We start from the raw sequence: 13,657 nt of genomic DNA, 5'->3' as shown, positions 1-13,657 counted from the left end.
TGCGGAACCGGTACGCGATGCCCTCCACAACCCGCCGGTCGTCACCGAACGGGTGACCACGCCGCCCGGCATTGGACGGCAACAGCGGAGCGATCCGCTTCCACTGCGCATCCGTGAACACCCGATATCGAGAACCCGTCGACCTCACCCCACCGGACTGCCGCGAACCTCACGATGCATATGGGAGACACGCCCTAGTCCCGCACCCGGGCCACACCCCCGGAAACCCGCGGGTGTCGCCGCCGGTGCCGCGGTGCGTCCTGAGTTCTGAACGGCCCGCCGCCGAGACCCACCGCGGCGGACCGCCGCCACCCGCCGCGGCCGAAGACGCCACCCGCCGAAACGCCTCGGCCGAAGACGCCACCCGCCGAAACGCCTCGGCCGAAGCGCCCCGAACGATGCCGACGGCTGCTCGCGGGTCGCGAGCGACGGCGACCCGGTTCCTCGGGTCGCGAGCGACGGCGACCCGGTTCCTGGGGTCACCGCCGGACCGGGTCGCCGCCCGCGACCATCCCCGCGATCTCGTCTGCGCGGGCTGCGCTCTCCCAGTCGCCGCGGGATCGGCATGCCGCGGCCCCTGTGATGCATGCGGTCTGCAACGCCCGTGGCACATCTCCCGGCGACCGCAGCGTCTCGAAGAGAAATCCGGCGACGAACGCGTCGCCGGCGCCGACCGTGTCGACGACGTCGACGGGGAACGCCGCAGCTCGGTGGATGTCGCCGCCGCCTCCGGCGACCGCGCCTCCGGCGCCCAGCTTGATGACCACCTGGCGCGGGCCGAGAGCGCGCAGTCCAGCGAGCGCGGCGACGTCGCTCACGTGCGGATCTTCCAGCACGATGTGCGCCTCATCGAGTCCAGCGAAGACGATGTCGGCCTCGCGGATGATCTCGCGGTAGACGGGTGCCGCCTCACCCGCAGACCACAACCGGTGGCGGTGGTTGACATCGAACGACACCGTGACGCCACGTCGCCGTGCGCGGGCCACGATGTCCACGACGGCGTCGCGCGCGGAACGCGAAATGGCGAGGGTGATACCCGAGACGTGCAGCAGGTCTGCGGCAGCGAGATCATCGTCGTCGACATCTTCAGCGTTCAGTGTGCTGCCGGCGCTACCGCTGCGGTAGTAGGTGACATTGGCATGCCCGCGTTCCGGGCGTTCCTTGATCAGTAGGCCCGTGGGCCGTGTCGGATCGACGCGGTGGCGCACGGCGACTCCCTCCGCCCGTAGCTCGCGGACGACGCGACGCCCGATCGGGTCGTTCCCGACCACGCCGCACCACGTCGCGTCGGCTCCGAGCCGCGCCAGGCCCACTGCCACATTGGCCTCTGCACCGCCGGTGCCGACCTCGAGGGCGCTCGCGAACTCGAACGGTCCGATCTCGACTGCGGAGAGGACGCCGACGGCCTCACCGACCGTGATCACGCGCATCAGCCGGACACCGCCGTGGTCGCGGCCCGCACCGACGCGCGAACCGCCTGCCAGTTCTGCGAGCGCAGTGCGTCGCCGGGGATCATCCACGCTCCCGACACGGCGAACACAGCGGGGACGGCCAGGTACTCGTTCACGTCGCCCGCGCGGATGCCGCCACTCGGGAGGAACATCATGTCCGGGAACGGGGCGCTCAAGGCCTTGATCGCTGCCGGCCCGCCCGACATCGCCGCGGGGAAGAACTTCACGTGCGACTGTCCCAACCGTCGCGCATGCTGGAGCTCGGACGCCGTCGCCACACCGGGAATGTAGCTCAGGCCGATGTCCCGAGCGGTCTGCACGAGAGTCGGGTCGAGCCCCGGCGAGACCGCGAACGCGGCACCGGCCGAGTGGCACTCGCGCATCTGCGACTCGGTGAGCACCGTCCCCGCCCCTACGGTCAGGCCGCTCACGACCGCCATCGCCTCCAGCACCTGCATGCTGGTCGGCGTGCGCAGCGCAACCTCGACGTGCGTGATCCCGCTGTCGACGAGGATATGGCCGAGCGTGACACCGACGTCCGGATCGTCCAGGGTGATCACGGGTAGCAGCGGTGCCGCAGCTTTCGACGGCAGCGTGTGATCAGTCATCGGTCATGGTCTCCTCCCACCAGGCCACGTAGTCGTGGAACGAACGCGTGCGGTCCCATTCCGCGCGGAAGCCGAGGGCGGCCATCCTGTCCAGCCGCATCGGCGGATTGTCCGACGACACCGCCACATTGGGCTGGTCGGGATCGAGCTCATAGCCGAAGTCCGGCCACCGGGAACGGAGCAGGTCGCACCACTCCATCCGCGACCAGGCGAATCCCGAGCCGAGGTTCATCACCGGCGGGAGCGGCCGCGGGCTGTCGACGATGAGCCGCACACCCGCGGCGACGTCGCGCGTATGAATCCATTCCTTGCGCCCGGGCGCGGGCAGGCGCGCGGGCATCCCCGACGCTGCGAGAGCGGTGAGCTGAAAGGGAGCGCTGAGCGTCGACCGGAACGGTGTCCGCTTCTCGCCCGGCCCGAAGACATCGCCGAGGCGCACGCAGGTCACGTCGATGCCGCGCAGCTCGCCCGCGCGCAGGACCGCGGCCTCGGCGGTGGCCTTCGACAACTCGTACAGGTTCCGCGGCCGCCCGTCGTCGACCTGCTCCCGCAGGATGGGCTGTCGCTCGACCGCGTCACCGTATGCGGCGATGGAGCTGATCTGGATGAATCTCGCGCCGCCACCGTCCGCGAAGGCGGCGAGGGTCCGCAGGGCGCCGACCACGTTCACATCGAGGATGTCGTCCAGCGCCGACCGCTCCGCGTCGGCGTCCGGCGTGACTGCGGCCGCGTGCACGAGCGTGTCCGGCCGGAAGTCTGCGACGACCTGCGCCAGGCGCTCGGCATCGAGGACGTCGCCGAGCTCGATGTGCACCCCGGGGTGCGTGGTCGTCGAGGTGCTCGACGCCGCGTAAACCAGCACGTCGTGTCCGCTCGCGCGCAGCGTGCCGACGATCGGCTCGCCGACGGTGCCCGTTCCCCCCGTCACCATCACGCGCATGCGGCGGCTCACGGCGTAGGAACGGGACGGGCAGGCTCGCCGACGCGGCTTCTCGCCGGCCGACGTAGGAAGCGGCCATGGCCCTTCGGTCCCACGAACGCGCCGTCCTCGACGATCCGCCTTCCTCGCACGAACACGTCCCGCGGCCGTCCGAGCCCCGTCTGCCCGTCGTACAGGCTGAACGATTCCGGGCTCGCCTGCACGGCATCGCGGCCGGACCATGTGGCCGCAGCATCCCAGATGACCAGGTCCGCGTCCTTGCCGGGTTCGATCGACCCCTTGTTCGGGAGGCCCAGAATCGCCGCTGCCCGCGTCGCCGTCTGCTGCGCGTACTCCACGAGCCCGAATCGGCGGACGCTTTCGGAGAAGAGCATCGGCGTGCGCGCCTCGATCCCCGGTGCACCGGCCGGGATGTGCCGGTGGTCGTCGATGTCGGAGCGCTTGGCGTCGACGAGATACGCGCAGTGGTCGGATCCGACGGTCTGCACCGTCCCGTCGCGCAGGGCCGACCAGAGGTCGTCCCGGTCGGCGACGGTGCGCAGGGGCGGCGAGATGACGTAGCGCCAGCTGTCGGCGGCGTCGAAGACGCTGTCGTCGAACAGGAGGTAGTGCGTGCATGTCTCCGCGAAGACCCGGGCGCCGCCGGCATTCGCACGACGCACCGCATCGAGCGCATCGCTGCCGGACACATGGAAGATGTACACCGGTGTGCCGAGCCGCTGGGCATACAGACCGACCATCGAGATGCTCTCCGCCTCCGCGAGAGCGGGTCGCGATGCGGGGAAGTGCCGCAGCGTCGTCGCTTTGGTCAGTTCCTGCCGCTCCAGCGTGTGCTGGATGAGCTCGTGATTCTCGGCGTGGAACCCGGGAAGCCCTCCGTGCGACGCGATGGCCTCCATGAGGTACCACGCTGCGCCGTCGTCGACCCTGCGGTCCTCGTACGTCGTATACATCTTGAACGAGACGAAGCCATCGGCGATGACCTGGCCGAGCTCGGCCAGCACCGACGGCCCGTCCGACGTCAGAATGGGGTGGAAGCCGAAGTCGATGACCGCCTCGCCGGCTGCTTCGTCTCGACGGTCGTGACAGCGCTCGAGGAGCGAACCCTCCCCGGGCGGGACGAAGTCGAGGATGGTGGTCGTTCCCCCGAGCGCCGCAGCGCGCGTGGCTCGTGCGAAATCGTCTGCGGTGAACACCCCGTCATGCGGCCAGCGGATGTGCGTGTGTGTGTCGATGCCGCCGGGAGTCACCACCAACCCCGTGGCGTCGATCTCGGTGTCCGCGCGCCCCTCTCCCCGAGGGAGGAGTGCCGCGATCCGACCGTCGTTCACCGCCACATCGACACCCGCGACATCGGCCGGCGTGACCGCCGATGCGCCGCGGATGACGAGGTCGAACCTGCGCGTCAAGACGACACCGCCTCCGCCGGCAGCACGGCCCACGCTTCGATCTCGAACGACAGTCCTCCCGCGAGCGCGATGCCGACGGTGCTGCGCGCCGGGAACGGTTCCGAGAAGAACTCCTGATAGATCTCGTCGAACTGCGCGAAATCGGCGATATCGGTCAGGAAGCAGTTCGTCTTGATGACGTGTTGGATGTCGGTGCCTGCGGCGTCGAGCACGGCGACGAGGTTGCCGATGGCCAGCCGGACCTCGGTGGCGAAGTCGGCGCCGAGCTCGCCGGTCACGGGGTCCTTGCCCACCTGTCCCCCGGTTGCTACGAGGTTCCCGGCGACCATCGCCTGCGAGTACGAGGCGGACGGGGTGGCCGCAGCTGCGGTGGAGATCTGACGGATCGTCATGAGGGGTCCTTTCGGAAGTCTTCGTGGGGGTCTTGGAAGTCCTGCGTCTGCAGGAGGAGTTCGACGGCGTTCTCGGTGGCGGAGGGCATGTCTCCGGAGATCTCGGTCAGGAGTCGGTCGAGGTGGTGTGTCATCGCCGCCTCGGCGGCGTCGGCATCGCCGCGCGCCAGCGCATCGACGATGGCCGTGTGCTCGTGCACGCCCTCCTTGATGCGGCCGTGACCGGCCGTGACCACATCGAGGATCTGCTCGAGGATGTCGAAGCGGGAGTCGAACAACACCATGGCGGCGGCACGCAGCATCCGGTTCGTGGTGAGAGCGGACAGCTCCTTGTGGAAGTCGACGGTGATGAACCGGCGTCGCTCGGTGTTCATCGACCTGCCGTACTGGTCGATCGATCGACGAAGCCGTTCGAGCCCGGCCTGATCGACGTCGCGGGCGACCGAGCGGGCGACCTCCCGCTCGAGCCCGCGCCGCGCCTCCAAGAGGTCGCGGACGTCGCCGAGCGTGCGAATGTCCAGCGCTGACAGCTGGCTGCGCCACATCCGTTCCCGAGCGACGCGTTGCGCGTACTCTTTGCCCTGCTCTGACGCGATGCGGCCGCGGCCGTCGAGCGAGATCGTCAAGCCCGACTCGTCGAGACGCCGCATCAGGCGGTTCAGGGTCGACTCGCTCACGGGACCAAGGTCACGCAACCGACGGCCGAGCTCCCGCGCCCCGACCGGAGTCGCCGAGCGGGCGATGAGCAGCAAAAGTTGAAGTTCGCGCGACGACAAGTCGATGTCGGCCGACTCACTGGGCTGTGTATCCACCGTCTACCGTCCAGGTCGCGCCGGTCACGAAGCCGGCGTCATCACTCAGAAGAAACGCGGCCACCGCGGCGATCTCGTCGGCCGTGCCGATGCGTCCGGCGGGCACCCGCGCCACCGCGACATCCATGGTTTCGCCGGTCTGCTCGAAGCCCTTCCGAAGCATCGGAGTGTCGATCGGGCCCGGGCAGACGGCGACGGGACGGATGCCCTCATGACTCACGTCGACAGCCATCGCTCGCATGAGGTTGATCACGCCGCCCTTCGCAGCGCAGTAGGCGACGTTCTCGGGATAGCCGACAAGCCCAACCTGCGACGCGATGGCGACGAACCCGCCGCCGCCCGAACGCCGCAGCGCCGGGAAGCTCGCCTGAGCAAGGAGGAAGACGGAGGTGAGGTTGACGGCGATGACCGAGTTCCACTCCTCCAGGGTCATGGAATCGGCCGTGCCCGACCGCGTGATGCCGGCTGCCGCGACGACCCCATGAAGCCCACCGAAGTGCGTCTCGCCGTCCCGCACGGCCCTCGCCATGTCGTCGGGCTCCGCGACCGATCCCACGACGGGCAGCACTCGATCCGACGCGAAGGTCTCGACCTCCGGGGAGAGGTCGACGGCGACGACCCGGCCTCCGCAGTCGATGATCCGTGTTGCCGTCTGCCGCCCGATGCCGGAGGCAGCTCCTGTCACGAGGATGGTCTTGCCGGTGAGATCAGTCACGTCCTGTCCTTTCCTTCTTGCTCAGGCGCTGCGTGCTCAGCCGCAGGTGTCGGGGTAGAGCACCTTCGCCACGTCTGCGTCGTCGATGTTCTCCGGGGTGACGAGAACGTTGTCGATGACCGTGTCGAACTCCGCCGGTTCTTCGCCGTTCCGAATCTTGGCGACCAGCGTCTTGAGGCCTTCGTACCCCATCTGGTACGACCCCTGTGCGACCAGCGCGTCGAGCGTTCCGGCGCGCAGCGCCTCGACGAGCGTCGGGCCGGCGTCGTAGGCGATGACGGAGACATCGTCCGCCGCAGCGCCCTGCAGGCCGGAGACGGTACCCAGGGCGCCGGGTTCTGCCGTGGTGAAGATGCCGACGATGTCCGGGTGGGCTTCAAGCGAGCTCTGGACGATGGTGGCCGCCTTGGTCGGGTCGTCCTCGAAGTATTGCGTCTCCAGGATGTCGAGCGACGGCGCCGCCTCACCGAGCGCCTGGATGAACCCGTCGGCGCGGTCGTTCGTGATCGGGAGACCGGGACGCGAGTCGAGCACGAGGATCGCGCCCTCCTTGCCGTCGGTGAGTCGAGCCATCTCCTCGGCGGCGAGCGATCCGCCGTCCGAGTTGTCGCCGCGGAACTGCGCCAGCGCGATCGGCTCGTCGAGCGACGCGTCGGTGGTGACGACCGGGATGCCCGCGCCGATCGCGGCCTGGATCGGCGCCTGCATCGCGATCGGGTCCGCGGGGACGAAGATGATCCCGTCGGGACCGCGATTCACGACGCCCTCGAGCACGGGGATCTGATCTGCGGCGTTCATGCCGCGCGACGGGCCTTCGGCGGTAACTGTGACATCGCCCAGCTCGGCCGCGGCATCCTCAGCGCCGCACTGCATGGCGGTGTAGAACGGCAGGCCGTTGTAGGTCGTGAGAAGCGAGATGTCGAGGGACTCGCCGCTGGAGCCGCTGGCTCCCGCATTGGACTGACCCGAGCACCCGACGAGGGCAAGCGTCGCCGCGACGGCGGCCACGGGCAGGACGGCATATCGATTGCGTGACACGGTGTTCTCCTTGGTGGAAGGTGGGTGGTGCAGGACTATTCGCGCTGCGATGCGGGACGCCGGATGCGGTCTACCCACACGGCGATGATGAGCACGACGCCGACGGCGATCCGCTGGTAGAAGCTGGAGACGCCGATCATCACGAATCCCGAGGTGAGCACCGTCGTGATGAAGGTGGCGATGACGGCGCCGAGAACCGACGCCCGACCTCCGAACAGGCTCGTGCCGCCGATGATCACGGCCGACAACGCTTGCAGCATCGTGGTCTCGTGGCCCGAGATCGCCGTCGTGCCGAACCGGGAGATGTCCAGGAACCCGGCGAGCCCCGAGAGCGTACCTGCCAGCACGAAGACCCCCACAGTGGTCGTCTGAACGCGCACGCCCGCTCGGCGTGCCCCGTTCTGCGCGGAACCCACGGCGAGCGCATGACGCCCGAAGACCGTCTGCCACAGGATGAGAGCGCACACAGCTCCGACCGCGATCGCCAACAGCAGCGGTAGGGGGATGCCGAACCAGGTGCTCATGCCGAACCCGGTCTGGATAGCGGCGGGGAGACCGGTCACGTTCGCGCCATTCGTGATGACCTGGGCAGCGCCGATCCCGATGCCCATCGTGCCCAGCGTGACCACGAACGAGTTGATCTTGAGCTTGGTGACGAGCAGTCCGTTGAGCAGCCCGATGGCGGCTCCCGTGACAAGAGCGGCGAGAGCTCCGAGGGCGATGGCGACGCCGATGTCGCCTGAGACGGAGAGCGCCGCGGTCGTCTTGGCGGCGACCACCGAACTGAGCACGAGGGTCGCACCGACGCTCAGGTCGATGTGCCCCGCGCCCAGAACGAAGGTGAGGCCGACGGCCAGCAGGATGAGGCCCGCGCTGTTGCGGCCGATGGACTGCAGATTGGTGATGCTGAGGAAGTTGCCTCCCGTCATGAGGGCGAAGATCACGGCGAGCAGGATCACCGCGACGGCGACGTAGAACGGCGTCGACGTGACGAGCGCGCGGATGGTTCTCGCGGGCCCGCCGATGCTCGGTGTGTCCGTGGTGTCCGGAGCGGCTTCACGAAGCGACATCAGGCTTCCTTTCGTTCGTTCTCGCCGAGCATCAGCGCCACGATGGAACTGACGGTCATGCCCTCCGGTCGCACGTCGGCGACGGCCCGGCCGAATCGCATCACGACGATGCGATCGGCGATCTCGAGCACGCGCGGTAGGTCATGGGAGATGAGGATGACGCCGAGACCCCGGCGACGCGTGGCCTCGATGGTGTCGAGCACGATCTGCGACTGCTTCGCCCCCAGCGCCGCTGTCGGCTCGTCGAGGATGACGAGCTTTCCGGCGCGGGCGACAGCGCGGGCGACAGCGACGACCTGGCGCTGGCCACCGGAAAGCGACCCCGCGGTGGCGGCGACGTCGCCGAGGGTGGAGATTCCCAGGTCCGCCATCAGTGTGGTGGCGTTGCGACGCATGGCTCGGTTGTCGATGAAGCCCAGGCGCCCCAGGAGTCCGCGGCGCCGGGGTTCGGTCGACAGGAAGATGTTCTCCGCCACCGAGAGGTCGGGCGCGACGGCGAGGTCCTGGTAGACGGTGGCGATACCCGCATCCATCGCCGCCCGGATCGACCCGGGTTCGAGCTGCTCACCGGCCAGCGTGATCGTCCCCTCGTCGGGGTGCAGAGCACCCGCGACGCAGGAGATGAAGGTGCTCTTGCCGGCGCCGTTGTCGCCCACGACGGCGACCACTTCGCCGGCGTGGACCGTCAGATTGCCCTCGCGGACGGCGCGGACATGGCCGAAGGACTTTCGGATGCCACGAACCTCGAGGAGTGCCGGCGCGCTCATTCGCGGGTCGCTTCCGGGAGCGTCTGCAGGTGAGCCAGGACATCGGCGACGGGCTCGACGTCGCCGTAGCGGGCATCGATGTCGAACAGGTTGGCCTCGTGCGCGGACTCCGAGCGGTCTCCGACGGCCTCAGCCGGCACGATGACGTGAAAACCGCGGTTGAAGGCGCTCTCGGCCGTGGCGCGGATGCATCCGCTCGTGCTGCAGCCGACGACGATGACGGTGTCGACCTTCTCCGAGATCAGCATGGCGTCGACGTAGGTGCCGAAGAACGCGGATGCGCGCGGCTTGACGACGAGCGGCTCGTGATCCTGGCGCTCCATGCTGGGACGGAGAGCGACGCGGTCGCTGCCGTGGAGCATCTTGACGCTGTGGGGGGTCTTGCGCTTGACGACTTCGCCGATCTCGCTGAGGCTCGGGTCCCACGACATCGTGGTGAAGATGATCGGGATGCCGGCGCGGCGCCCCTCCGCGAGGAGGTCGACGATGCTGTCCTCGACGCGCGAGAGGTCGGTGCCGATCTGCTCGCCGGGGTCGGTCCAGGCGCCGGCCATATCGATGACCAGGATGGCGGGCCGCTCGCCCCATCCGACGCGGCCTCGGAAACCGGCCGACTCGTAGAAGGCCCCGAGGTCGCTGTTCTGAAGGCTGTGGGCGTGGGAGTAGTTCATGTGGATCCTTTCGCGTCGCAGGTGCGGCTGCTCGACAAAGGTCACATGCGGAGATTCCGTGTGTCAAGAATGACACACATATTTCACTTCCTGACACACACCGGAAATCAAATGACGCACGTCTGTCATCTCCGCGCTCCCGTCGAGAACTCATGACATTCGGTCCCGCGCCGGGCCGCACCCGCGGAAACGCGCGGGTATCGCCGCCGGTGCCGCCGTGCGTCCTGTGTTCTGAACGGCCCGCCGCCGAGACCCAGCGCGGCCGAAGACGTCACCGGCCGACACCGCCGCCGCCGAGACCCACAGCGGCCGCCGACGTCACCCCCCGCGGCCGCCGACGTCACCCGCCGACACACGGCCGAACCACAGTGGCCCGCCGGTTCCATCGAACCGGCGGGCCACCACGTCTCGGATCAGCGCGTTCGCGCGCTCTCGCGTCGATACACGGCGAACAGCAGCACGGAACCGAGCCCGAGGAGCGCTGCCGCGGCGCCCAGCATCCCCACCGGCACGGCCGCGCCGGTGGCGGGAAGCCCGGTGACCGTGACGGCCGCCCAGCCCACGATGGCACCGGTGGTCGGGTCGGTGATCACGACACGGTGCGCGCCCGCCGGGAGCGAGGTCGGCACCGTGACGGTGACGATTCCGGCCGTGTTGGCGGTCACGGTGCCGGCAGAGACGGGCGTCGAGAAGAACCAGACGCCGTACGACGCGCCGGGCTCGAGTCCCGCGATCGTGAGCCGGCCGCCGGCCGCGACCCGCGTCGACCCCAGGGTCAGATCGCCCGCGTTGGCCGACGTGAGATCGCCCTCCGCAGGCGGCGTCGACGCGGCCGAACCGCCACTGCCACCGCCACCCGAACCACCACCGCCACCGGCACCACCGGCACCACCACCCGAACCACCGCCGTCGCCACCACCGGTCGACGGCTCCTCCGGACCGCCGCCGGGCACCAGCGTCGAGATGATCGCGCTCGGCTCCGACTCCGCCGACGCACCGATCGCGTTGATCGCCTGCACGGTGAAGAGGTACGGCGTGCCCGGGATGAGGTGCTCCACGGTGACCGAGGTGCCCGACACGGGCAGCCCGACCCCCTCCTGCGTGCCGCCCACGACGATCACGCGGTAGCCCGTGATCGGCGACCCACCGTCCGACACCGGCGCATCCCACGTGAGCGAGATCGCGTCGGTCGTCGCGGCGACGAGTCGGGGAGCACCGGGAGCCGTGGGCACCGTGGCCGGCGGCACGACCGCGGGGGTCGAGACGAGCACGCCCGGCGACGGCGTGCCGGCGCCGGCGCTGTTGCGCGCTGCCACGGTCACGGCGTACTCGGTGTCCGGGAGCAGCCCGGACACGACCGCCGAGGTGCCGCTGACGGTCACCTGCGCGGTGACGGGCTGACCGTCGCGCGTGACCGCGACGTCGTAGCCAGTGATGGCCGCACCCCCGTCTTCGAGCGGCGCCAGCCACGAGACCTGCACGGCCGTGGCCGAGGTCGGCGCGGCGGTGACCTCACGAGGAACACCGGGCGCCGAGACCGGCACGGCGGTGGTCGCGACCTGCAGTTCCGCGGAGGGCAGGCTGACACCGACCCCGTTGGTGGCCGTCACCGTCACCGTGTACGTCGTCTGCGGGGCCAGGTTCGGCACCGCGACGGCCCGCACGCCGGCGTCCACCGCGACGATGATCGCCGCGTCGTCGCCGTGGGTCACCGTGACGGTGTATCCCGTGAGAGCGGAGTTGCCGTCGGACGAGGGGGCATCCCACGCCACCTGGATGCTGGTGGGCCCGGCGTCGGTGAGGCGCAGTGCCGCGGGCGCAGCCGGGACGGTCGCCGCGGGCGGCAGCGTCTTGGTGCGCACGTCGACCACGGCTCCGAGCGTCTGCCCGATCGCGTTGACGGAGGCGACGCCCACGGCGTAGACCGTGTCGGGCTGCAGCCCGGGCACTGTCGCGGTCGTGGTTCCCGCCGGCACCGTGATGTCGGCGACGCCGGCGCCCCCGCTCGTCACCGTGACACGGTAGCCCGTCAGCGGTGCACTGTCGGTGGGTGTCACCGCGTTCCAGGTCACCGTGAACGAGGTCGCCGAGTCGGCCGTGGCGGCGACGTTCGTCGGCGCATCCGGCTTCGTGAAGGCGGTCGTGGTGAGCGTCGCGCGCGGCGACGGAGCGCCCACCCCGATCGCGTTCTTCGCCTCGACCGTCACCTCGTAGGCGGTGCCGGCGTCCAGGCCGAGGGTGGTGGTGGTCACGGCACCGAGCGAGATCGTCCGCAGCGGCGTCGTCCCGCCCTTGGCGTAGAGCGCGAGCTCGTAGCCTGTGATGGGGCGTCCACCGTCGGCCGGCGCGGACCACGTCAGCGTCGCGCCGTGTGTGGTGATGTCCGACGCCGTCGGCGCGGCGGGCGCCACCGGTGCGGTGGGCGCCGCGATGACCGTGAGGGTCGCAGCATCCGTCTGCAGCGTCTCGTCGCCCTGCGTGAACACGGCGCGGTACGCGGCGCCGTCGTCGGACACGGATGCCGTCAGCACCACCTGCGTCGAGGTCGCATCGTCGATGTCGACCCAGGTGTTGCTGCCCGCGTCACGGCGCTGCCACTGCACGCTCGGCACGGGGTCGCCCGAGGCGAGCGCGGACAGGGTGACGTCGGAGCCCTCGTCGACACTCTGCGTCGCGGGGTGCGCGACGATCTCGAACGCGTCGCTCAGCGACTGCTCGGGCGTGCGCGGGATCTCCCCCTCCGACAGAGCCGGCAGCTGGAGGTCGCCCGCGAGCGGCACGGTCTGACCCTGTCCGACGTGGATGACATCCGCTTCGGCGCGCGTGGCCTTGCCGTTATACCAGGTGGTGCCGAGCTCGGGCGTGTAGACGTAGAGCGTGTAGTCGCCGGGCTCGAGCGGCGGGAGCCGGAAGTTCCCGTTCGCATCCGTCGTCGTCTCGATGTCGAGGATGGGGCTCGTGGTCGGGCCGCCCGCGAACAGTGCGAAGAAGCCCGAGAAGAGCCGCGCCACGCCGGACTCCGGCGCCGTGGCGACGCCGACCGTCGCGCCCGAGAGCGGCTGTCCGTCGGCGCCGACGATGCGGCCGGTCACGATTCCGCCGAGCGAGAGGCGGGGGTCGATGCCGGTCACCGGCGCATCCACGATGTCGATGACGGTCGCGTCGTCGAAGCCGGTCGCCGCATCGTACCACTGCGAGACGTAGAGGCCGTTCCAGTTGTCGACCTCGAGCTTGTACCGCCCGGGCTCGCGCGCCGGCACGGTGGACCTGCCGTCTGCGCCGGTCGAGACCGAGTAGGAGTCGGCCCAGGGGTCGGCGGCCGAGGTGACCCGCACCGACACGTTCGACAGCGGCACGCCGTTGTTGGCGGCGGTGACCGTGCCCGAGATCGTGTATCCGCGCTGGAGTGCGACCTCGACGTCGGCCAAGCCCTCGGCGGGCAGGGTGACCGCGGTGCGGGAGGCGACGTACAGCGGCGAGGCGTAGGTCTCAAGGACCACGTCACCGGCACCGTCGAAGTTCGTGGTGAACCGCCCGTCGGCGCCGCTGGTGCCGCCGTCGAACGACACGCCGGCGACCGGCTGACCGGTCAGCGCGTCGATGAACCGACCCGTCACGCTCACGCCCGGCGCGAGCCACGCGTCGGCGACGAACGGAGCCGAGCCCTCGGGCCCGATGACGATGGGCGTCGCGTCCTCTTCGCGTGACGCGCCCTGCCACCACTGACTGGAGACGTTCTGCCAGGCGCCGGTGCGGGCGAACTTCAGCGTGACCGAAGCTCCGG

The 13,657-nt window shown here is 69.9% G+C and carries 13 protein-coding genes; all 13 read right to left on the bottom strand.

Annotation, left to right across the window (positions count from 1 at the left end):
* The coding region (locus tag ACWDR7_RS12590) for a transposase (protein WP_449855242.1) at window positions 1-148 on the bottom strand (148 nt) is incomplete at its 3' end.
* 331 nt (window positions 149-479) lie between these two features.
* Window positions 480-1,430 carry a sugar kinase gene (locus ACWDR7_RS12585; RefSeq protein ID WP_449855241.1) on the bottom strand — a complete coding sequence of 317 codons (951 nt, stop codon included), beginning with the start codon at window positions 1,428-1,430 and terminating at the stop codon, window positions 480-482.
* Window positions 1,430-2,059 carry a bifunctional 4-hydroxy-2-oxoglutarate aldolase/2-dehydro-3-deoxy-phosphogluconate aldolase gene (locus ACWDR7_RS12580; RefSeq protein ID WP_449855240.1) on the bottom strand — a complete coding sequence of 210 codons (630 nt, stop codon included), beginning with the start codon at window positions 2,057-2,059 and terminating at the stop codon, window positions 1,430-1,432. The genes ACWDR7_RS12585 and ACWDR7_RS12580 overlap by 1 nt, the downstream gene beginning before the upstream one ends.
* A complete protein-coding gene (locus ACWDR7_RS12575) occupies window positions 2,052-3,011 on the bottom strand; it encodes an NAD-dependent epimerase/dehydratase family protein (RefSeq protein WP_449855239.1) in 960 nt (319 codons plus the stop codon). Before ACWDR7_RS12575 ends, ACWDR7_RS12580 begins: the two co-directional genes overlap by 8 nt.
* Window positions 3,008-4,336: an amidohydrolase family protein gene (locus ACWDR7_RS12570; protein ID WP_449855238.1), complete on the bottom strand. Its 1,329-nt coding sequence runs from the start codon at window positions 4,334-4,336 to the stop codon at window positions 3,008-3,010. Before ACWDR7_RS12570 ends, ACWDR7_RS12575 begins: the two co-directional genes overlap by 4 nt.
* Before the next feature lie 68 nt (window positions 4,337-4,404).
* A complete protein-coding gene (locus ACWDR7_RS12565) occupies window positions 4,405-4,800 on the bottom strand; it encodes a RidA family protein (RefSeq protein WP_449855237.1) in 396 nt (131 codons plus the stop codon).
* Complete coding sequence (locus ACWDR7_RS12560; protein WP_449855236.1) at window positions 4,797-5,612, bottom strand: FadR/GntR family transcriptional regulator; 816 nt, start codon at window positions 5,610-5,612, stop codon at window positions 4,797-4,799. The genes ACWDR7_RS12565 and ACWDR7_RS12560 overlap by 4 nt, the downstream gene beginning before the upstream one ends.
* Window positions 5,593-6,327: an SDR family NAD(P)-dependent oxidoreductase gene (locus ACWDR7_RS12555; protein WP_449855235.1), complete on the bottom strand. Its 735-nt coding sequence runs from the start codon at window positions 6,325-6,327 to the stop codon at window positions 5,593-5,595. Before ACWDR7_RS12555 ends, ACWDR7_RS12560 begins: the two co-directional genes overlap by 20 nt.
* A gap of 36 nt (window positions 6,328-6,363) precedes the next feature.
* Window positions 6,364-7,365 (bottom strand): ABC transporter substrate-binding protein, encoded by a 1,002-nt coding sequence (locus ACWDR7_RS12550; protein WP_449855234.1) that lies wholly within the window; start codon window positions 7,363-7,365, stop codon window positions 6,364-6,366.
* 35 nt (window positions 7,366-7,400) lie between these two features.
* The gene (locus ACWDR7_RS12545; RefSeq protein ID WP_449855233.1) at window positions 7,401-8,435 is read right to left on the bottom strand and encodes an ABC transporter permease; all 1,035 of its coding nucleotides are present in this window, start codon (window positions 8,433-8,435) and stop codon (window positions 7,401-7,403) included.
* Window positions 8,435-9,202, bottom strand: a complete 768-nt coding sequence (locus ACWDR7_RS12540; protein WP_449855232.1) for an ATP-binding cassette domain-containing protein — start codon at window positions 9,200-9,202, stop codon at window positions 8,435-8,437. Before ACWDR7_RS12540 ends, ACWDR7_RS12545 begins: the two co-directional genes overlap by 1 nt.
* Window positions 9,199-9,873, bottom strand: coding sequence for an isochorismatase family protein (locus ACWDR7_RS12535; RefSeq protein ID WP_449855231.1), 675 nt, complete (start codon window positions 9,871-9,873; stop codon window positions 9,199-9,201). Before ACWDR7_RS12535 ends, ACWDR7_RS12540 begins: the two co-directional genes overlap by 4 nt.
* Before the next feature lie 413 nt (window positions 9,874-10,286).
* Window positions 10,287-13,657, bottom strand: a 3,371-nt coding sequence (locus ACWDR7_RS12530; RefSeq protein ID WP_449855230.1) for a fibronectin type III domain-containing protein, incomplete at its 5' end; no start/stop codon positions are given.

The sequence above is a fragment of the Microbacterium sp. NPDC003461 genome, from assembly GCF_053588335.1.
The sequence above is the reverse complement of the archived record's forward strand: the minus strand, read 5'-3'. Positions and strand labels throughout refer to the sequence as shown.

Bases quoted from the DNA above. Each gene is read 5' to 3' on its own strand.
- ACWDR7_RS12585 (WP_449855241.1), bottom strand. From the start codon at position 1,430: ATGCGCGTGATCACGGTCGGTGAGGCCGTCGGCGTCCTCTCCGCAGTC.
- ACWDR7_RS12580 (WP_449855240.1), bottom strand. From the start codon at position 2,059: ATGACTGATCACACGCTGCCGTCGAAAGCTGCGGCACCGCTGCTACCC.
- ACWDR7_RS12565 (WP_449855237.1), bottom strand. From the start codon at position 4,800: ATGACGATCCGTCAGATCTCCACCGCAGCTGCGGCCACCCCGTCCGCC.
- ACWDR7_RS12545 (WP_449855233.1), bottom strand. From the start codon at position 8,435: ATGTCGCTTCGTGAAGCCGCTCCGGACACCACGGACACACCGAGCATC.
- ACWDR7_RS12540 (WP_449855232.1), bottom strand. From the start codon at position 9,202: ATGAGCGCGCCGGCACTCCTCGAGGTTCGTGGCATCCGAAAGTCCTTC.
- ACWDR7_RS12535 (WP_449855231.1), bottom strand. From the start codon at position 9,873: ATGAACTACTCCCACGCCCACAGCCTTCAGAACAGCGACCTCGGGGCC.